Origin of the sequence: Flagellimonas meishanensis (genome assembly GCF_019880545.1) — a bacterium.
Classification (GTDB): Bacteria; Bacteroidota; Bacteroidia; order Flavobacteriales; family Flavobacteriaceae; genus Flagellimonas; species Flagellimonas meishanensis.
Map to the genome: position 1 here is coordinate 1198583 of NZ_JAINVW010000001.1, position 21753 is coordinate 1220335.

Annotated in this window: 11 protein-coding genes; 10 read left to right on the forward strand and 1 reads right to left on the reverse strand. The window is 45.9% G+C overall.

Features of this window, described 5'->3' with window-relative positions; translation table 11 throughout:
• Positions 1 to 5 precede the first annotated feature (5 nt).
• From K7G75_RS05415 to K7G75_RS05430, 4 genes are all read left to right on the forward strand, one after another.
• Positions 6 to 1343: a quinol:cytochrome C oxidoreductase gene (locus K7G75_RS05415; RefSeq protein ID WP_222983196.1), complete on the forward strand. Its 1338-nt coding sequence runs from the start codon at positions 6 to 8 to the stop codon at positions 1341 to 1343.
• A gap of 27 nt (positions 1344 to 1370) precedes the next feature.
• Positions 1371 to 2495, forward strand: coding sequence for a cytochrome c oxidase subunit II (locus K7G75_RS05420; protein WP_222983197.1), 1125 nt, complete (start codon positions 1371 to 1373; stop codon positions 2493 to 2495).
• A 41-nt stretch (positions 2496 to 2536) separates the two neighbouring features.
• A complete protein-coding gene (locus K7G75_RS05425) occupies positions 2537 to 4366 on the forward strand; it encodes a cytochrome c oxidase subunit I (RefSeq protein WP_222983198.1) in 1830 nt (609 codons plus the stop codon).
• A gap of 126 nt (positions 4367 to 4492) precedes the next feature.
• Positions 4493 to 5317 (forward strand): GIN domain-containing protein, encoded by an 825-nt coding sequence (locus K7G75_RS05430; protein WP_222983199.1) that lies wholly within the window; start codon positions 4493 to 4495, stop codon positions 5315 to 5317.
• Here the strand turns inward: K7G75_RS05430 and K7G75_RS05435 are convergent, their stop codons facing one another.
• The gene (locus K7G75_RS05435) at positions 5318 to 7582 is read right to left on the reverse strand and encodes an acyl-CoA dehydrogenase family protein (RefSeq protein WP_222983200.1); all 2265 of its coding nucleotides are present in this window, start codon (positions 7580 to 7582) and stop codon (positions 5318 to 5320) included.
• Positions 7583 to 7701: 119 nt separating this feature from the next.
• Between K7G75_RS05435 and ruvB the strand changes: the two genes are divergently transcribed.
• The 6 genes from ruvB (at position 7702) to sov (ending at position 21676) form a co-directional block, all read left to right on the forward strand.
• Positions 7702 to 8724: a Holliday junction branch migration DNA helicase RuvB gene (gene ruvB, locus K7G75_RS05440; RefSeq protein WP_222983201.1), complete on the forward strand. Its 1023-nt coding sequence runs from the start codon at positions 7702 to 7704 to the stop codon at positions 8722 to 8724.
• Between the two features lies 1 nt (position 8725).
• Complete coding sequence (gene queG / locus K7G75_RS05445) at positions 8726 to 9649, forward strand: tRNA epoxyqueuosine(34) reductase QueG (protein WP_222983202.1); 924 nt, start codon at positions 8726 to 8728, stop codon at positions 9647 to 9649.
• 185 nt (positions 9650 to 9834) lie between these two features.
• Entirely contained in the window at positions 9835 to 11511 is a 1677-nt protein-coding gene (locus K7G75_RS14745; RefSeq protein ID WP_417950225.1) for an MFS transporter, read from the forward strand.
• Positions 11512 to 11632: 121 nt separating this feature from the next.
• Positions 11633 to 13927 (forward strand): NADP-dependent malic enzyme, encoded by a 2295-nt coding sequence (locus tag K7G75_RS05460; RefSeq protein ID WP_222983203.1) that lies wholly within the window; start codon positions 11633 to 11635, stop codon positions 13925 to 13927.
• A 34-nt stretch (positions 13928 to 13961) separates the two neighbouring features.
• Positions 13962 to 14543 carry a Holliday junction branch migration protein RuvA gene (gene ruvA / locus K7G75_RS05465; RefSeq protein ID WP_222983204.1) on the forward strand — a complete coding sequence of 194 codons (582 nt, stop codon included), beginning with the start codon at positions 13962 to 13964 and terminating at the stop codon, positions 14541 to 14543.
• A 5-nt stretch (positions 14544 to 14548) separates the two neighbouring features.
• On the forward strand, positions 14549 to 21676 hold the full coding sequence (gene sov / locus K7G75_RS05470) for a T9SS outer membrane translocon Sov/SprA (protein WP_222983205.1): 7128 nt from the start codon (positions 14549 to 14551) through the stop codon (positions 21674 to 21676).
• Positions 21677 to 21753: the final 77 nt, after the last annotated feature.

A 21753-nucleotide genomic window follows, 5' to 3' on the forward strand; every position in this document is an offset into this window, starting at 1 on the left:
AAACTATGTACACCTTTTCAAACAGACTTAAAATAGGATCTTTCATTGCCATGGGCCTTGGGCTAATTTGCTTGGCAATCGGTTTTGTTTCTGCCCCTGCTACGGTGGAAGAAGCAAAGGCCATGGTGGCAGCTTCTCACGATGATGGCCATGGAGGAGGTCATGCAGAAGAAGCCGGCCATGAAGAAGGAGGCCAGGAAGCCCATGGTGCCACAGCCCATGATGAAGGTCACGATGCCTCACATGACGAGCACCTGCTGCACCAATTACAGAATAGACCCTGGGCTGCCCTCTATGTTGCTGCGTTCTTTTTCTTTATGATAGCTTTGGGAGTCTTGGCTTTTTATGCCGTTCAACGTGCCGCCCAGGCGGGCTGGTCACCCCTATTGTTCCGTGTGATGGAAGGAATTACAGCATATATAGTTCCTGGTGGGATTATTGTATTTGTCATTTTGGTCCTCTCCGTCATGCACATGAACCATATGTTCGTTTGGATGGATGCCGAGACCGTGGCACATGATAAATTGCTTCAGGGAAAAGCAGGCTACTTAAATCCAACGTTCTTCTTGGTAAGAGCTGCTATTTTCTTGGGCGGATGGATTTTTTACCGTGAGTACTCAAGAAAACTATCACTGGCACAGGACCAATCCGACGACAATTCAAATTTTGTGAAGAATTTTAGATGGTCGGCTGCATTTTTGGTATTCTATCTGATAACAGAGTCGATGATGTCCTGGGACTGGATCATGAGCTTAGATCCTCACTGGTTCAGTACCCTCTTTGGTTGGTATGTGTTTGCCAGTATGTTCGTTTCTGGGATCACAGTGATTGCCATGATTGCCATTTATCTGAAATCCAAAGGATATTTGGAAGATGTGAACGATAGCCATATCCATGATCTGGCCAAGTTCATGTTCGGAATAAGTATTTTTTGGACCTATCTGTGGTTTGCCCAGTTTATGTTGATTTGGTATGCAAACATTCCTGAGGAGGTAACCTATTTTGTGGCCCGTTTACAGGATTACAAATTACCTTTCTTCACCATGTTTGCCATGAATTTCATTTTCCCATTGTTGCTTTTGATGAACAGCGACTACAAGCGGGTGAACTGGTTTGTGGTAATGACCGGTATAGTATTGCTTTTAGGGCACTATTTGGATGTTTTCAATATGGTGATGCCGGCAACCGTGGGAGATCAGTGGTATTTTGGAATCCCTGAAATAGGTGGTATATTGTTCTTTGGGGGACTATTTGTGTATTGGGTCTTCAATACATTGACCAAAGCACCTTTGCAACCTAAACGGAATCCTTTTATAGAGGAAAGTAGGCAATTTCATTATTAATACGATTAAGTCTTAGATAACTATACAATGACTGCATTATTGACATTGACTGTTTTAGTTCTGGTGGGGATCGCCATTTGGCAGATGACCAAAATTTTTGAATTGTCGCAGATGAAGACAGCCGAGAATACGGAGATAGCAAACGACTCCGACAACAAGTACAACGGCTATCTGCTCTTTATGTTCCTGATTTTCATTTATGGGATCACCATCTTCAGTTTTGCCAAGTACACAAAGGTGTTACTACCAGAAGCATCTTCGGCCCATGGTGGCGAATATGACCAACTCATGTGGGTTTCCTTTGCAATCATATTTTTTGTGCAGACCATCACCCAGGCATTATTGCACTATTTCGGATATAAATACCGAGGTGAAAAAGGTAAAAAAGCATTGTTTTTTGCCGACAACGATCGATTGGAGTTTATCTGGACCATCATTCCCGTTATCGTTCTTGCTGGATTGATTCTATGGGGGCTTTACACATGGACCAATATCATGGACATCAACGATGAGGATGATCCTTTGATCGTGGAGCTTTATGCCCAACAGTTCAACTGGACGGCACGGTATGGCGGACAGGACAATGTTTTGGGGGATGCAAGTGTACGGTTGATCGACATCGACAAGGCCAATGTGCTTGGACTGGACGAATCGGACCCCAATGCGGAAGATGATATCATTGTAAAGGAACTGCACTTGCCCGTGGGTAGAAAAGTAAACTTCATGATGCGTTCCCAGGACGTACTGCACTCGGCCTACATGCCACATTTCAGGGCCCAGATGAACTGCGTGCCCGGGATGATCACCCAATTTTCATTTACTCCTACCGTAACAACCGAAGAGATAAGGCTTAATCCAGATGTTGTTGACAAGGTAAAAAGAACCAATGCAATACGCGCCGAATGGGCCGCCGAAGGAAAACCGAACTCTGAGCCATGGGTGTTTGACTACGTATTGCTGTGCAATAAAATATGTGGAAAATCCCACTACAACATGCAAATGAAAATTATAGTGGAGACCGAGGAAGAGTTCAATAAATGGTTGGCCGAGCAAAAAACATTTAAGGAAACCGTTATTGGCGATGATTCGGAACAGGCCTTCAACACCAGTGATGGAGTTGATGTGGAACCAGAAACGGAGGTAGTAGACTAATTGCTGAAAAAGAAGAAATAACTTAAAAAATACTTTGGAATATGTCTGTAGTAGCCAATGAACATGTTGACGATCATGCACACGATGATCATGGACATCACCATAAAGAGACTTTTATAACCAAATATATTTTCAGTCAAGACCATAAGATGATTGCCAAGCAATATCTTATTACCGGAGTTTTGATTATGGGCTTTATTGGGATAGCAATGTCATTATTGTTTCGGATGCAATTGGCATGGCCGGGGGAATCTTTCCCCATTTTTGAGGCCCTGTTGGGTAAATGGGCGTCCGATGGTGTTATGGATGCCGATGTGTATTTGGCATTGATCACCATGCACGGAACCATCATGGTGTTTTTTGTCCTTACAGCGGGATTGAGCGGAACATTCAGTAACCTATTGATTCCATTGCAGATAGGTGCCAGGGATATGGCATCGGGCTTTTTGAATATGCTTTCATATTGGATGTTCTTCCTGTCTTCGGTGATCATGGTGATTTCTTTGTTTGTTGAGGCAGGACCTGCCGCGGCTGGCTGGACCATCTATCCACCCTTGAGCGCATTGCCGATGGCACAACCCGGTTCAGGTGCAGGTATGACACTTTGGTTGGTTTCCATGGCCATTTTTATTGCATCATCACTTTTGGGCTCCCTGAACTATATCGTAACGGTGATCAACCTCAGGACCAAGGGTATGTCAATGACAAGATTGCCATTGACCATTTGGGCATTTTTCGTTACCGCCATTATCGGTGTCATTTCATTCCCTGTTTTGTTATCCGCAGCATTGCTGCTGATCATGGACCGAAGCTTTGGAACATCGTTTTTCCTTTCGGATATTTTCATCCAAGGAGAGGTATTGCACTATCAGGGAGGTTCGCCCGTATTGTTCGAGCACTTGTTCTGGTTCTTGGGACACCCTGAAGTTTACATCGTATTGTTGCCAGCTCTGGGAATCACCTCAGAGGTTATGTCCACCAACGCCAGAAAGCCCATATTTGGATATAGGGCCATGGTGGCATCCATTCTGGCCATAGCGTTTTTGTCCACCATCGTGTGGGGTCACCACATGTTCATCTCCGGAATGAACCCATTTTTGGGCTCGGTATTTACATTTACAACCTTATTGATTGCCATACCATCCGCGGTAAAAGCTTTCAACTATATCACTACCTTATGGAAGGGTAATCTGCAGTTGAATCCTGCAATGTTGTTTTCCATTGGCTTGGTTTCCACCTTCATAACAGGAGGTTTAACGGGGATTATCCTTGGAGACAGTACTTTGGATATCAACGTTCACGACACCTATTTTGTAGTGGCCCACTTCCACTTGGTTATGGGTATTTCCGCCTTGTATGGACTTTTTGCCGGAGTATACCACTGGTTCCCAAAAATGTTCCAAGGTAGAATGATGAACAAGAATTTGGGGTATATCCACTTTTGGATTACGGCAGTTTGTGCTTATGGGGTTTTCTTCCCGATGCACTTTGTGGGCATGGCAGGAGTGCCACGTCGTTATTACGAGAACACGGCTTTCCCAATGTTCGATGAATTGACCAATGTTCAGGTGTTGATGACCGTATTTGCCCTTATAGCCGGTTTGGCCCAATTGGTTTTTGTTTACAATTTTGTAGTGAGCATATTCTACGGAAAAAGAGGTCCCCAAAACCCATGGAGTTCCAACACCTTGGAATGGACCGCCCCGCAGGAGCACATGCATGGCAACTGGCCTGGGGAGATTCCGCACGTGTATCGTTGGCCATATGACTATAGCAAGACCTATGAGAACGGCGAATACATAATTCCTGGGCAGGATTTTGTTCCGCAGCATATTCCGCTCCAAGAAAATGAGGAGGAATTGAATCATTGATCATTTAGTCGGAAAAAAAATTAGAGCCCATTTCATGAATGGGCTTTTTTTTGGTCCCTATTGAATGATATATTGTTTACGATGAAATACATATCTTTAACATAAATGCCCCAAGCCAAGAGCACCATGAGAAAAATTTTGATACTGTTTTTTTTGGTTGGCCCAATAGGGCTGACCGCCCAACGAAAACCGAAAATAAAAGGGAGTAGGATTGTTGCACAGGTAAACGAGGAACTCCCAGCTTTCAACGCCGTTCTTCTCAACGACAACCTGGACATTATGCTTAAAAAATCCTTCGGTCCGGGGTATGAAATCATTGCAGATGACAATTTGATAGATATATTGAAATTTAGGGTAGAGGACAGTACCTTGGTAATCACTTCCTACTACGATGTGACAGCCAAGAAACAACTGGACATCACCATCAACTACACCGAGTTAAAATCAATAACAGTAAAGGAAGGGAGCGTCGTGACCATGGATAGGTTGGAGAGCGATGAACTTTTTGTTGATGGTTTTGGAACTTCTAGGCTGGACATCAAGGCGAGTGCCGCGGTTCTGGATATCAATTTGGAAGATGTGAGCAGGGGTGATTTCAATGTTGATTCGGATTCGTTGAACATAAGTCTCAATAAGCGGGCACAGGCCTATGTGTATGCCTCCGGCGAAGTAGGCTTGATAGATTTGGAAGGACAAAGCTCCTTGACTTTGGAAGGGACATCCCAACGACTACAGGTAAAATTGACGGGATATTCAAAATACAAAGCGGAGAACATGGAAACCGGAACCCTCAAAGCAATGGTGGAGAAAGAAGCAGATGCCAGGATCAATGTGTACCAACAACTCGAATTGAACGCCAGGGACAATGCCAGCATATATCTTTATGGCAATCCAAGCATCACGATAAACGAGTTTACCAATTCGGCCCAACTCATCAAGAAAGAGCTATGATCATTGGGCAATGGGGGCGGTAATGCAATGCTCTGGAATGCCGAATCCATCAACCAATACCTCAATATGTGGGCGAAGTTCGGAACACAAGCGTTCCACACGCTGTCTGATAGCCTTCGATTTGTTTCCACCTATGTAGCCCTGTTCCAAAAACCATATGGCATCCAAATGAATTTGGTCCAATGCATAAAGTGCACCCAACTTTTCCAAAAGGCCTCTGTATTTTGTGTCCTCAACGTTTTGGCAAACCTTATGGTATTCAAAATAGGCCAGTTCCACGCTATATGCTTTTCCCAGAGCCAACAGATGCGTCTGTACCTTTAAAAAAGCCTGATAGGACGGAACACCTTTCTTTATATAACTCCGGATGCGCATGGCCAATGTATAGGTCAGCCTACGGGTCCTATAATTAAAGGCGTGCATATGAAATTTTGGATTGTATAAGTGTTCCGCATCCACCTTGTTCGAATATAAAGGATTGATTACAGTCAACTTATCCGACAATTGGCTTTGCAACAATTTCAGAACCGAGGCAAACCCGGCACTGTTGAATTCAGCTTTAAAGTCGGACAAGATTCCCTTGGCGGCCAGTTGCAGTAGCACGGTATTGTCTCCCTCAAAGGTGGTGAATATGTCCACATCGGTCCTGAGGTCGGCCAATCTGTTCTCCAGCAAGTACCCTTTTCCGCCACACGCTTCACGGCACTCTTGTATGGTGCTGTTGGCAAACCAGGTAATGATTGATTTTAGTCCGGCCACTTGGGTTTCAATCTTCCTTTTGTCAGGAACTGACGGGTCCCTGTATTGGTTCATCATTGCCTCCAAAGCAAAATGATACACGTAAGTACCGGCCACTGCAGGGGTCAATCGTAATTGATGTGTGGGATAGTCCATGATCAAATCCTCCTGCATTTTTATGCTATCATTAAATTGACGACGGCCCAGTGCATACTTCACCGCAATCGTCAAGGCCATTTTGGCCCCTCCCAGGGCACCACGGGCCACGCAGATACGCCCACCAACCAAGGTCCCCAACATCGTAAAAAAACGTTTGTTGGGATTTTTAATTTTGGAAAAGTAAGAACCATCATTTCGGATTTCCCCGTACTTGTCCAAAAGGTTTGCCCTTGGCACCCTTACCTGATCGAACCAAATTTTTCCGTTGTCAACACCATTAAGACCCAATTTATATCCATTGTCTTCAACGGTGATTCCTTCGAGAACCTCGTGCTTTTCATTTCGCAAAGGAACCAAAACGGCATGTACACCCTCGTTTTTTCCATTGACGATCAACTGTGCGAACACCGTGGCCATTTTGGAATGAAGAGCGTTGCCGATATACTCCTTGTTATCGTTTTTTCCTGGGGTGTGGACGAAGATGCTGTCTGATGGGGCATCATAGGTGGCCGTGGTTTTTATTCCCCTAACGTTGGAACCGTGGCCTGTTTCTGTCATGGCAAAGCAGCCCAGTAAGTTGGCCTTAACGGTATCTTTTAGATAGAGATCATGATGTTTTGCTGTCCCTAGTTTTTGAATACTTCCTCCAAACAACCCAAATTGCACACCGAATTTCACTGCCAAACTACCATCAACAAACATAAGATGTTCAAAAATGGAGGCATAGCCAGGCATATCGTTCTTACCGCCGAATTCTTTTGGATAGGCCATGGCCCCATAACCCTTTTCGCCCAAAAGCGAAACCTGTTTCAGGACACGATTTCTGTACACTTCTTTGTCACGCTGGATATGCCATGAAAAAAGGGGATTATCCAAAAATTTACGGAACGAATCCACAATGTCGGCATGGGAACCCTTTAAAATTTCATCCAAGTTATGGGGGTCGTACAAACTGGAGGTCCTTTCATGCACCACTTCCACATCAAAAAGATGATTGTAATGATTGGGCTGGATTCCCAAATTGATCTCGATATGCTTTAGGTGATCATTGAACTCGCAGCCGGCGCAGTGGGCATTGCCCATACGTTGACTGAATGATGTAAGAGGATGGGTGTCGGTCTCAATAAGCTTCACCCGCGAAGCAGAAACAAGCTGTTTCCAGGTCTTGATTTCCTCATCCTCTGGTGGATTGCCTTTGTCCAACCATAAATATAGTTGCTGCTTTTCCTGCGTGCTCAAAGATGCGTCCAATTCTATTGTTTTCTTCACCACCGAAATCTCGGATGCGGAAAGCAGGTCATCGGACCAAATGACATAGAAAAAAGGGATATATTGTAAAACGCCCAAGGAATAATCTGTAGTGATCATAATGCTTTTGGATTGAGGCAATGCCGTTTTTTCAATCAAACTAAGTTAAGGCTAAGATTTGTAAGATGCATGGATCATTTTATAGTCCACATGCTGTTTTCAACTATATTTGTTTGAAGATGAATGAGAACTTAGACCCAACAGGGGAACATTTCTCCGAAGAGGAGCTGGATATAGAAAGGGCACTTCGTCCCGTTACCTTTGATGATTTCACAGGTCAGGAACAGGTGCTCGAAAATTTGAAGGTATTTGTGCAGGCCGCCAATCTCCGGGGGGAGGCTTTGGACCATACCCTTTTTCATGGCCCTCCGGGATTGGGGAAGACCACGCTGGCCCATATCTTGGCCAATGAATTGGGCGTAGGCATCAAGGTGACCTCTGGTCCCGTGCTGGACAAGCCCGGTGATCTGGCTGGATTGTTGACCAATTTGCAGGAGCGGGACGTCCTTTTTATTGATGAGATCCATCGTCTCAGCCCCATTGTGGAGGAATACCTCTATTCCGCGATGGAAGACTATAAGATTGACATCATGATCGAAACCGGCCCGAATGCCAGGTCCGTACAGATAAATTTGGCTCCGTTCACCTTGATAGGCGCCACTACACGTTCGGGCCTACTTACCGCCCCGATGCGTGCCCGGTTTGGAATATCCAGTCGTTTGCAATACTACGACACCGAACTGCTCTCCACCATTGTGCAGCGAAGCGCGGACATTTTAAAAGTCCCAATCACCAATGATGCCGCCATTGAAATCGCTGGGCGAAGCAGGGGTACACCTCGAATCTGCAATGCATTGCTACGCAGGGTTCGGGATTTTGCACAAATAAAGGGAAATGGTAACATCGATCTCGAAATCTCCCGATTTGGGTTGAAGGCACTCCATGTGGACACCCATGGTTTGGATGAGATGGACAATAAAATCTTGACCACCATCATTGATAAATTCAAGGGAGGCCCGGTGGGCATAACCACTTTGGCCACAGCCGTGTCGGAAAGCGCGGAAACCATTGAGGAGGTGTACGAACCCTTTTTGATTCAACAGGGATTTATCATGCGGACACCACGTGGCAGGGAAGTTACCGAGTTGGCATACAAACACTTGGGAAGGTTAAAGGGAGGAACCCAAGGCGGCTTGTTTTAGTTTGAATCCGAGAAAACAACATACCAAACTTATCAAAACCGAAGCCAAGCGCCTCGGTTTTTTGTCATGCGGGGTATCCAAAGCAGAATTTCTTGAAGAGGAAGCCCCTCGATTGGAAAAATGGCTAAGCAAAGGCATGCATGGTGAAATGGGCTATATGGAAAACCATTTTGACAAACGTTTGGATCCCACCAAGCTGGTGGATGGCGCCAAATCGGTGATTTCATTACTGTTGAACTATTACCCCTCGGACAAGCAGGCCCCAGATTCCTATAAAATCTCCAAATATGCATACGGAACCGACTATCACTTTGTGATAAAGGACAAACTCAAATCCCTGTTGCATTTCATCCAAGAGGAAATAGGAGAGGTGCATGGAAGGGCTTTTGTGGATTCGGCACCGGTTCTGGATAAGGCTTGGGCAGCACGGAGTGGTCTGGGCTGGATGGGCAAGCACAGCAATTTGCTGACACAGCAGGTTGGATCATTCTATTTTATTGCTGAACTTATTGTTGACCTTGACTTGGAATATGATACCCCAGTGACCGACCATTGTGGAACATGCACCGCCTGCATCGATGCCTGTCCCACTGAAGCGATTGTAGCGCCCTATGTGGTGGATGGAAGCAAATGCATATCATACTTTACCATTGAATTGAAGAACGAAATCCCCTCAGGTTTTCATGGAAAATTTGATGAGTGGATGTTCGGTTGCGATGTCTGCCAGGATGTCTGCCCTTGGAACCGGTTTTCAAAACCGCACCAAGAACCGCTCTTTAACCCCCATCCCGATTTGTTGTCCATGACCAAAAAGGACTGGGAAGAAATTACGGAGGATATCTTTAAAAAGATGTTCAAAAAATCGGCTGTAAAGCGAACCAAGTTCCACGGCCTGCAACGCAACATCAACTTTTTGAAGTCCTAAAAACAACTACAACGATTTCGCAATCATTTTAAGGGCAATAGATGTTAAGTTTTTTTAACCAAAAGATTAAAAATGCTATATTGTTTGGCAATCCTGCTGTGATATTCGCAAAAAGCCAACACTAATTTTGAAAGAATCAAAAACACGGCCCGGATTGGTTCCTAATAACTAACTAAACTCGAGGGATGGGCAAAATCACTAAACCAAGACTCAATTTTTGGCAAATTTGGAATATGAACGTTGGATTCTTTGGAATCCAATTCAGCTTTGGACTCCAGCAGACAGCGGTTAGTCCAATTTTTTCGTTTTTGGGAGCACACCATGACGAATTGCCGTTGTTAAACCTAGCAGGTCCGGTCACGGGATTGTTGATTCAACCCATCATCGGGGCCATATCGGATAAAACATGGTCTCCAAAATGGGGTGGAAGAAGAAAACCTTTCTTTTTGATTGGGGCCATTTTGGCAAGTTTGTGTCTTTTCGCATTTCCCTTCAGTCCAGAACTTTGGTTTGCCGTTGGGCTCCTTTGGATTTTGGATGCGGGCAACAATACAGCGATGGAACCTTATAGGGCCTTTGTTGGGGATAAGCTTCCCGACAGCCAGTTGACCTTTGGTTACCAAATGCAGAGTCTGTTTGTCGGGGCAGGGATTACACTCGCCAACCTATCGCTTTTTATGTTCCAGCATTGGTTCAGCACCCCGGTGGAAGGGGGTGGTCTGTTCGATACCACTTCAGAAACAGTCTCATCCATACCTACGTGGGTGTATTATTCCTTCTTTTTGGGAGCTTTGGCATCCATAGGAACAGTGATGTGGTCGGTTTGGAAAACACCAGAAATCCCACCTTCCGATGAGGAACTCAAGGAAATCCAAGCGCATAACGCTGGTACACCGGCTCCCATCATCCAGATATTCAGCGTACTTCTGGTCATTTTTTCTGTACCTCTTTTATTGGGCTATTTGGTAGGGGAACTGTTCCCTCAGTTATTGGATAATATCAATCTTTGGGTAATTATAGTACTGGTGTTTGCCTTTGTCTGGCTTTTTATGCTCTACCGAATCATCAAAAACAACACCAGCAACCGGAGTATCAAGAAACTTGGTGACACCTTGGACCCGTTGTTGGAGGCCGCTGAGGCCATAGGGGTAATGCCCGGTTTCTTGTGGAAATTGGCGGCAGTATACCTGTTTCAGTGGTACGCACTTTTTGTGTACTGGCAATTTATGCCGCCTATGCTCCGTACCAGTTTGTTCGGGATTTCCAACGAGGACAACGAGAGATTTGAGTCCATAATGGCCTCGTTTAGGGAAGGGGCCGAGATCAGTGCCCAGGACCAGTCCTTTGCGCAGCAGGTGCAATCGCTGGCAGAACAGGCATTGGGCCATGCTGGGTTAATGAACGGGACATACAATTTTGTGACCATGATAGTTGCCTTGGCCTTGGTGCCCTTGGCGGCCAGAATTGGCTCCAAGTTGGTCTACGTGGTCTGTCTATTCCTCACGGGTATTGCCATGTTGAGCATGCCATTCATTGCTGATAAATGGTTACTGTTGGCGCCGATGGTATTGTTTGGTATTGGTTGGGCCGCCATGATGGGCATACCATATGCAATGGTCTCCAAAGTTATACCTGAAGAGCGACGGGGCGTCTACATGGGAATTGTCAACATGATGATAGTGATCCCAATGCTCATACAAACCGTGAGTTTTGGTCCGATCATTAAAAACCTGTTGAACAACGACGCCATTAATGCCATATTGTTTGGAGGGGTGTTCTTTATCATTGCTGGAATCTTGGCGATGCGACTCAATTTGCCCAAGGACAAGTTGGATTCCGCAATGGATGTGGATATTCCATAAATTCGAACAAGCCTATAGAGCATCAGCGCATACTGGAAAAGAAGGAGCCATGGAAATTGTTTTTCAAACACCATGGCAATTATGGGGAAACCCCTAACTTTGGCGCCTCACTATCCACTATATGAGCAAGGAAAAAAATAGACGCGAGGCGTTACTCTATCACGCAAAACCACAACCGGGGAAGATCAAGGTGGTACCTACAAAGCCCTATGCCACACAACGGGATTTGGCACTGGCCTATTCCCCTGGGGTAGCGGAGCCCTGTCTAGAAATCAAGAAAAATAAGGATGATGTTTACAAGTACACGGCCAAGGGCAATGTGGTTGCCGTGATTTCCAATGGAACGGCTGTTTTGGGTCTGGGGGACATTGGTCCCGAGGCATCAAAACCGGTAATGGAGGGGAAGAGCCTTTTGTTCAAGATTTTTGCCGATATCGATGGTATTGACGTTGAACTGGATACCACGGATGTTGATAAATTCGTAGAAACCGTAAAGATCATTTCCCCAACCTTTGGTGGAATCAATCTGGAGGATATCAAAGCTCCGGAAGCTTTTGAGATCGAAAGACGCCTCAAGGAAGAACTGGACATACCCGTAATGCATGATGACCAACATGGAACGGCCATTATCTCCTCAGCGGCGCTTTTGAATGCCCTGGAACTGACGCGTAAAAAAATTGGAGAGGTAAAAATTGTGGTAAGTGGTGCCGGAGCTGCTGCCGTTTCCTGCACGCGCCTCTACAAAGCCTTTGGGGCAAAAGCGGCTAATATTGTGATGTTGGACAGCAAAGGGGTAATCCGAAGTGATCGAGAAAGCCTGTCAGAAGAAAAACTTGAGTTTGCCACGGACCGAAAAATAGATACACTGGAAGAGGCCTTGAAAGACGCAGATGTCTTTATTGGTCTTTCCATTGCCAATATCCTGACCCCAAAGATGCTAAAATCCATGGCCAAGGATCCCATCGTTTTTGCCATGGCTAATCCAGATCCCGAGATAGAATACAACTTGGCCATTAAAACAAGGAAAGATATCATCATGGCAACGGGCCGTTCGGACCATCCCAACCAGGTGAACAATGTATTGGGTTTCCCATTCATATTTAGGGGAGCTTTGGATGTTAGGGCCACCAAGATCAATGAGGAAATGAAGATGGCTGCGGTGAAAGCATTGGCGGAACTCACCCGGGAGCCCGTTCCCGAACAGGTGAACATTGCCTACGACACCACGAGGTTGACCTTTAGCAAGGATTACATCATTCCCAAACCCTTTGACCCCCGATTGATCACCAAAATTCCACCTGCGGTGGCCAAAGCGGCCATGGAAAGTGGAGTGGCCAAGGAACCAATAGAGAATTGGGAAAAGTATGAGGAGGAACTTTATCAACGGTCGGGGAACGATAATAAGGTCGTAAGAATGCTGCACAACAGGGCGAAAATAAACCCAAAGCGTATCGTTTTTGCCGAAGCTGAGCTTTTGGATGTGATGAAAGCAGCCCAGATAGTTCATGATGAGGGAATTGCGGAGCCTATTTTGTTGGGTCATAAGGAGACTATTGAAAACCTCAAGGAAGAGCTCGATTTTGATGCCGAAGTGCAGATCATAGACCCACGTTCGGATGAGTTCAGCAATATGAGGACGAAATATGCCCTGAAACTTTGGGAAACCAGAAAACGTAAAGGGGAGACCAAATATAGTGCCCGGGTGAGCATGGGCAAACGCAATTATTTTGGTGCCATGATGCTCTTGGAGGGTGATGCAGATGGGATGATTTCGGGTTATTCCAGAGCATATCCAAAGGTGTTGCGACCCGTTTTTGAGGTTTTGGGTCGAGCCAAGGATGTGAAAAATGCTTCCACGGTCAACATCATGATCACTGAAAGGGGGCCTCTGTTTTTGGCGGATACATCCATCAACATAGACCCCAATGCCGAGGAACTTGCAGAAATAGCACAAATGACGGCGAATGTGGCCAGTACCTTCGGATTTGACCCTGTCATGGCCCTGCTTTCCTATGCCAATTTTGGGTCATCGAACCATCCCAATGCACAAAAAGTAAGGGAAGCGGTTCGGATTCTTCACGAAAGGAACCCTGATTTGGTTGTCGATGGTGAAATTCAGACCGACTTTGCCCTTAGCCAGGAACTTTGCCATAACAATTTTCCATTTTCCAAGCTGGCCGGCAAAAAAGTCAACACGCTTATTTTTCCAAATTTGGAATCGGCCAACATAACCTATAAACTGTTGAAGGGATTGAATAAAGCGGATTCCATCGGCCCGATTATGGTAGGTTTGCCAAGGTCGGTCCATATATTGCAATTGGGTGCCAGTGTGGATGAAATGGTGAATATGGCCGCTGTGGCCGTTATCGATGCCCAGGAACGGGAAAAGCGCCGGAAAGCACGAATGGGCGAATAGCGTGCTGCGTCCAGTCTAACCAAAACAATACCAAATGATTACCCATCTTAGAGGAAAACTGGTCGAAAAGAACCCAACCCATGTGATAGTGGAATGCAATGGTGTGGGATACTTTTTGAACATTTCACTGCACACCTTTTCCTTGTTGAAGGACCAGGAGAATATCCAATTGTACACCCATTTGCTTATCAAGGAAGATTCGCATACCTTATTCGGTTTTGCGGAAAGATCGGAGCGTGAGATTTTCCGATTGTTGCTCTCCGTTTCAGGGGTGGGTTCAAGCACTGCCAGGACCATGTTGTCCTCCCTTTCCCCAATGGATGTCAAGAATGCCATTGCCAATGGCGACGTGCTTTCCATACAGTCCGTCAAGGGTATAGGCACAAAGACTGCCCAGCGTGTAATCTTGGACCTCAAGGACAAGATTTTGAATGTCCAGGATATGGGCGAAGTTTCGTCTAGATCAAACAATACAAATAAAGAAGAAGCGTTATCTGCTTTAGAGGTTCTTGGCTTCGCCAGAAGACAATCCGAAAGGATAGTGGACAAGGTGTTGTCACAAGACCCATCGTTAAGCGTGGAGGACATTATAAAATTGGCGCTGAAAAATTTGTAACTAGTTTGAAAAGAGGGGCAAAACCAATACTTAGATCGTCAAGATTTAGGCACTTTTTCTTTTTCATAAGTTTTCTTTTCACCACCATCTTGATGGGGCAGGAAACCAATGAGCAGGTCCAGGACTCGGTGAAAACCGGAGTTGAACTTGGACGCCTCATATTGGAAAACCCTGACAGTATCATTGCCAAGTATACCTATGACCCCAAAACGGATCGCTATATCTACACTGAAAGTATTGGGGATTTCAACATCAACTATCCGGTAATTCTTACCCCCGAGCAATATTTTGAATTGGTCCGCAAGGAGCAGATGAAATCCTATTTCAAGAGCAAAATTGACGCTTTTACGGGCAGAAAGGAGGGTAGTGAAGAAGCCAGAAAGAATCTATTGCCCAATTTTTATGTCAACAGCAACTTTTTCGAATCCATTTTTGGCGGAAATACCATTGAGGTAATACCCCAGGGTTCAGTCGCAATGGATTTGGGGGTACTTTGGCAGAAGAACGACAATCCAGCGCTTTCCCCCAGGAACCGGACCAACCTATCGTTCGATTTTGACCAGAGGATCAGTTTGAGCCTGTTGGGAAAAGTTGGTGAACGTCTTCAGGTAACCGCCAATTATGATACCGAGGCCACCTTCGATTTTCAAAACCTGGTAAAATTGGATTATACGCCTACCGAGGATGACATACTCCGTAAAATTGAGATAGGTAATGTGAACATGCCACTGAACAGTTCCCTGATCACGGGGGCGCAGAGCCTGTTTGGTGTAAAGACCCAACTTCAGTTTGGAAAGACCTCCGTTACTGCCGTGTTTTCGGAACAGCGGTCCCAAAACAACACCGTGGTGGCCCAGGGCGGCGGCACCTTGAACGAATTTGCATTGACCGCATTGGACTATGATGAGGACAAACACTTCTTTTTGGCACAATACTTTAGGGACAATTATGACCGGGCCCTTGCGGACTATCCGTTCATTCGGAGCCAGATACAGATCACGCGATTGGAGGTTTGGGTGACCAACAGGAACCAACAGACCCTAAACGTTAGGAATGTTGTGGCCATCCAGGATTTGGGGGAGGCACTGGAGGAGAAGACCCGAATTGGAAGAAACAACGGGGATCCTGCCGGATTTTTTAATCCCTCTGCCATTATTACCCAGCTTCCACAGAACCAGGCCAACGATTATGACCCCAATCAAATTGGAACAGGAGCACTTACACAGGCCATACGCGATATCGCTACCGTTGAGTCTGGATTCAATATTCCAGGATACCCCGTGAACCAAGGATTCGATTATGCCATTCTGGAGAATGCCAGAAAATTGGAACAGGGCAGGGACTATCAGCTCAATACCCAATTGGGATACATTTCCCTGAACCAGCGGTTGAGCAACGATGAGGTATTGGGGGTGGCTTTCCAATATACTTTTAATGGCGAAGTGTTCCAAGTGGGGGAGTTTGCCAACGGCGGTGTGGATGCCACAACGGTGAGTGGCGGGGTGAATCCGATAGTCGAGAACAACACGCTCATCCTTAAAATGCTGAAGAGCAACATCACCAATGTGGATGATCCCATTTGGGATTTGATGATGAAGAACATTTATTCTACCGGAGCCTTTCAATTGGATCAGGAGGATTTCAAATTGAATATTTTATATTCAGACCCAACGCCCCGAAACTACATTACCCCGGTTGATCCCAATGCCGGATGGCCCAATGGGCTTGAGGATAGAATATTGCTGTCCGTTTTCAATTTAGACCGTTTGAATATTTACAACGACATTCAAGCGGGAGGCGACGGCTTTTTTGATTATGTGCCTGGCATTACCGTGGACCCGCAGTCTGGAAGAATCATCTTTACCAAGGTGGAACCCTTTGGCGAGTTCCTTTTTGGACAACTCGGTGGAGGGGTGTACGATGTGGACAACGATCAAGGCTACAATGTGAACCAGCAGCGCTACGTGTTCCGAAATATGTATGCCAAGACCAAGGCCGCCTCATTGCAGGATGCCGAAAAGAACAGGTTCCAAATAAAAGGGCGTTATAAATCGACCGGAAACAATGGTATTCCCATAGGGGCGTTCAATGTGCCCCGGGGTTCGGTACGCGTTACGGCCGGTGGGAGGCAATTGCAGGAGGGCATCGATTATACCGTGAACTATCAGGCAGGGACAGTTCAGATTTTGGATCCCAGTTTGGCCGCTTCCAATACCCCAATAAATATTTCTGTGGAAAACAATGCCGTCTTCGGACAGCAGACACGTAGGTTTACCGGAATCAATGTGGAACACCGGTTCAATGAAAATTTTGTAATGGGAGGGACCATTCTAAATTTGAACGAACGACCGTTGACCCAAAAATCGAACTTTGGCGTGGAACCCGTGAACAATACAATTTTTGGTTTGAACGGGAACTTTAGCACCGAGATTCCCTTCCTGACACGACTAGCTAACAAGCTGCCCAATATTGACACTGATGTACCATCCAACCTGTCGCTGCGGGGCGAGGTGGCCTTTTTGAAGCCCAATTCACCAAAGAATGCCGATTTTCAAGGAGAGACAACCACCTATTTGGACGATTTTGAAGGGGCGCAGGCCTTGATAGATATCCGTTCCTCATTGGGATGGACCTTGGCGAGTCCGCCGGTTGAGTTTTTGGAGGACCGGACCGACATCGACGTTGGATTTGAGCGCGCCAAAATGGCTTGGTACACCATCGACCCTATATTTTATACCAACCAGCGCCCGACCGGACTTTCAGACAATGACATTTCCCTAAACGCCACCCGTAGGGTGTTCATTGATGAAGTCTTCTCTGAAACCGATATTGCCCAGGGGCAGACACAGGTGCAGAGCACACTGGACGTTGTTTATTATCCCAACCAAAAAGGACCATACAACGCCAACCCCAGCTTTGAAACCGAGACCCCTGACGATAAATGGGCCGGAATAATGCGCCCGATAAGCAGCACCAATTTTGAACAGTCCAACGTGGAATTTGTCCAATTCTGGGTCTTGGACCCCTATGTGGACGGACAGACCACCGATACGAATGCAGGAGAACTGGTGTTGAACCTGGGGAATATTTCCGAGGATATTTTGAAGGATGGTAGGAAACAATATGAAAATGGTTTGCCCGCCAGCACAAACAATGAGATTCCCAGGACAACCATTTGGGGGCAGGTGCCTTCCACGCAATCCTTGGTTTATGCCTTTGATGCCGATGAAACCAACAGAACCTTGCAAGATGTGGGGCTCGATGGTCTTGACGATGCCGATGAACAGGCCATTTACAACGGTCCTGCAGATGACCCTGCTTTGGACAACTACCAATACTACCTAAACCGGGATGGTAGCATTTTAGAGCGCTATTTCGACTTCAACAACCCAGATGGAAACTCTCCTGTGGCGGTTACCAATACCAATCGGGGTTCCACGACCTTGCCCGACGTGGAGGACATTGACCGGGATTTGACCATGAACACGGTAAATAGCTACTACGAATATCGCATCCAGATCAGGCCCAATACCACCATTGATGATCAATATGTGACCGACATTAGGGAAGGCCTTACCCCAACCTTGCCCAACGGAACCCAACTCAATAGACGTTGGATCCAGTATAAAATTCCGTTGAGCGATTTTACCGATGCCGTTGGTGGGATCACCGACTTTAGGTCCATCAGCTTTATGAGGATGTACCTCACAGGATTTACAGATGATGTTGTTCTGCGGTTTGCCACACTGGATTTGGTTCGGGGCGATTGGCGTACCTATACCAATTCGTTGCAGCCCCCCGATGTGGACAATGATCCATCGGATGATGGAACCGTTGTGGATGTGAACACGGTCAATATCGAAGAGAACTTTGGAAGACAACCCATACCCTATGTATTGCCTCCCGGGGTGGTTCGTGAGCAATTGAACAACAACAATACCATCATCAGGCAGAACGAGCAATCACTGTCCTTTGTGGTTGAAAATTTGGAATCCCAGGATGCAAGAGGAGTTTTCAAAAATGTGAACATTGATGTCCGGCAGTACCAGCGCATCAAAATGTTCATGCATGCCGAAAAAATTCTGAACGGTGACTATTCCGACGATGATACACCTTTGGTGGGTTTTCTTCGAATTGGAACGGATTTTTCAGAGAACTTTTATCAAATTGAATTGCCCCTTCAGTTTACACCATTCAACGTGACGTCGGCCGATCAGATTTGGCCGGATGTAAATGAAATCGATATTGCCCTGAGTGATTTGAACAAGGTAAAATCCAGAGGTATAGCCGAGCAGACCCTTAGCACCATCAATTATTATGAGATCATTGATGGCGAGGCAGTGCTCGTTGATGAATTTGCCCCTAGGACTTTGGGCAGGCTTCGAATTGGGATTCGGGGTAATCCTTCCCTGGGAAGTATCCGGGGTATGATGGTCGGGGTAAAGAACATTGATGATTTGCCCGCCCGTGGTGAAGTGTGGTTCAACGAGCTTCGCTTGGCCGGATTGGATAACAAGGGAGGCTGGGCCGCCATTGCCGCTTTGGATGCCAACATGGCCGATTTTGCCAATGTTACCGCAACGGGAAGCAAGAGCACCTCTGGGTTTGGTTCCATAGATCAAATGCCCAATGAGCGATCTAGGGAAGATGCCATATCCTACGATGTGGTCACCAATGTAAATGTGGGCCAGTTGTTTCCCAAAAAATGGAACCTGCAATTGCCGTTCAACTATGGCATATCCGAAACGCTGATCACCCCGGAGTTTGATCCCGTATATGACGATTTAAAGCTTGATGACCTGATTGCAGCGGCTGATACACCGGAAAAAGCCGAAGACACTAGAAAGAGGGCAGAAGATTATACCAAGCGAACCAGTATTAATCTTATTGGAGTAAGAAAAAACAGAGGAGAGGAAGCCAAGGAAAATTTCTTCGATATAGAAAACTTTACGTTCAACTACAGTTACAACGAAACCAATCACAGAGATTTTGAAGTGGCGGACCTTCGCGATCAAAATGTGAACACAGGTTTTGTGTACAACCATAACTTCAAGCCCGCTAGCGTGGCTCCTTTTGCCAAAAAAGATTCCCTGTTCATGAGCCGATACTGGCAATGGTTAAAAGAGCTGAACTTTAACGTGTTGCCCACCAGCCTATCGGTCAATGCCAATTATAACAGATCTTTTAATCAACAAAAGTTTCGAGCAGTTGAAGGAGATAACAACGCTGACCTTTTAGATTTGCCCTTGCTACAGCAACGGAACTATCTCTTTAACTGGCAATATGCTTTGAACTATAGTTTAAGCAGATCCTTGCGCCTGAACTTGACGACCTCCAACAACAATATTGTCCGTAACTATTTCAATGTTGATGATGACCCCGATTCTGGAATTGACCAGGCTTTGGACCTTTGGGACGGCTTTTTTGATATCGGCGAGCCCAACAGGCATTCACAACAGATGCAATTGAACTACGAACTGCCCTTCAGTAAGTTTCCGTTCCTTAATTTCATCAATGCACAATATACCTACACCAGCAATTTTGACTGGCAACGGGGCGGAGATGCTCTCATTGAGGTGGCTGGAGAGGATATTAATACCATCCAGAATGCAAATACCCATAACATAACGGCAAACCTGGGCATGCAGCGTTTGTATGATTTTTTGGGATTAAAAAAACAAGACGGAAAAGTTACGGCTACCCAGGCTGCTGTCCGCAGGGACAAGGCTGGCAATCCGGCCAGCGATTCCAACGAAAAAACACCCAAAAAGACTGGTAAGGCGTTCAATACCGTGGTGGATATTGTTACCATGGTAAAAAGAGTAAATGTAAACTATAGTGAAAACAACGGTAAGGTGTTGCCTGGCTATACCCAGTCCATTGGTTTTATTGGCACGGCCCGTCCCACGCTGGGCTTCGTGTTTGGAAGTCAGGCCGATGTGCGGTTTGAAGCGGCCAGAAATGGTTGGTTGACCACTTTTCCCGAGTTCAACTCCCAGTACATGCAGACCTCGAACAAGCAGCTGAACATTACGGCAACCGCACAGCCCACTCCCGATTTGACCATAGATTTGACTGCTGACAGGCAAATATCGAATAGTTATCAGGAGAATTTTAGGGTTGAGGATCTTGACAATAATGGTCAATTGGACTATGTCAACCTATTGGGGAACAATTTTGGCAATTTTAGCATTTCCACCATGATGATAGGGACCGTTTTCAACAAGAGTGATGAGTTCGATTCCGAAACTTTTGAGACCTTCAAGCAAAACCGGATTACCATCGCCAACAGATTGGTGTCCGACCGTGGGGAGAGTCCGGGGACGTTGGATGAGGATGGATTTCCCCAGCGTTATGGGAAAACGCAGCAAGAGGTGCTCCTGCCCGCTTTCTTTGCCGCATATACGGGCCAGGATGTGAACCGGGTGAACTTGGATGCCTTCCGCGAGATTCCCATTCCCAATTGGAACATAAAATATACTGGGCTGATGAAGAACAAATGGTTCCGAAAAAAATTCAAGCGCTTCTCTTTAAGCCATGGATATCGAGCTGCATATAGCATCAATTCGTTCCAAACCAACCTAGAAAGGGAGAATACCGCTTTTGATCCCGAGACCGAAGACCGTCTTCCAGAAAATATCATCAATAATGTGGTGTTGACAGATCAGTTCAATCCACTGATGCGGGTTGATTTTGAAATGACCAACTCCTTCAGCTTTTTGGCCGAGGTGCGAACCGATAGAACACTCTCCTTGAGTTTTGATAACAACCTGTTGACGGAAATAAACGGAAAGGAATACACGCTCGGCTTGGGATATCGATTCAAGGACGTGAAGTTTGTGACCAATATCGGTGGCGAAAAAACTAGATTAAAGGGAGACTTGAACCTTAAGGCCGATCTATCCCTACGGGATAATATCACCATCATCCGCAATTTGGATATTGACAACAATCAGATTACTTCCGGTCAGCAATTGATGTCCATTAAATTTACGGCCGACTATGCCCTCAGCAAAAATTTGAACGCACTTTTCTTTTATGATCATTCGTTCTCCGAATTCGCCGTGTCCACAGCTTTTCCGCAGACAACCATTAACACAGGGTTCACCTTGCGGTATAACTTTGGCAACTGATCCCTTTAAGTTGTCTCCCTTTGGTGAATTTTGTAGCCAAGTTTGTTTGAAAACCTATCCATGATCCGTTACATTTG

Coding starts and splice junctions, on each gene's coding strand:
- K7G75_RS05415 (WP_222983196.1), top strand. CDS start 6: ATGTACACCTTTTCAAACAGACTTAAAATAGGATCTTTCATTGCCATG.
- K7G75_RS05420 (WP_222983197.1), top strand. CDS start 1,371: ATGACTGCATTATTGACATTGACTGTTTTAGTTCTGGTGGGGATCGCC.
- K7G75_RS05425 (WP_222983198.1), top strand. CDS start 2,537: ATGTCTGTAGTAGCCAATGAACATGTTGACGATCATGCACACGATGAT.
- K7G75_RS05430 (WP_222983199.1), top strand. CDS start 4,493: ATGAGAAAAATTTTGATACTGTTTTTTTTGGTTGGCCCAATAGGGCTG.
- K7G75_RS05435 (WP_222983200.1), bottom strand. CDS start 7,582: ATGATCACTACAGATTATTCCTTGGGCGTTTTACAATATATCCCTTTT.
- ruvB (WP_222983201.1), top strand. CDS start 7,702: ATGAATGAGAACTTAGACCCAACAGGGGAACATTTCTCCGAAGAGGAG.
- K7G75_RS14745 (WP_417950225.1), top strand. CDS start 9,835: ATGGGCAAAATCACTAAACCAAGACTCAATTTTTGGCAAATTTGGAAT.
- K7G75_RS05460 (WP_222983203.1), top strand. CDS start 11,633: ATGAGCAAGGAAAAAAATAGACGCGAGGCGTTACTCTATCACGCAAAA.
- ruvA (WP_222983204.1), top strand. CDS start 13,962: ATGATTACCCATCTTAGAGGAAAACTGGTCGAAAAGAACCCAACCCAT.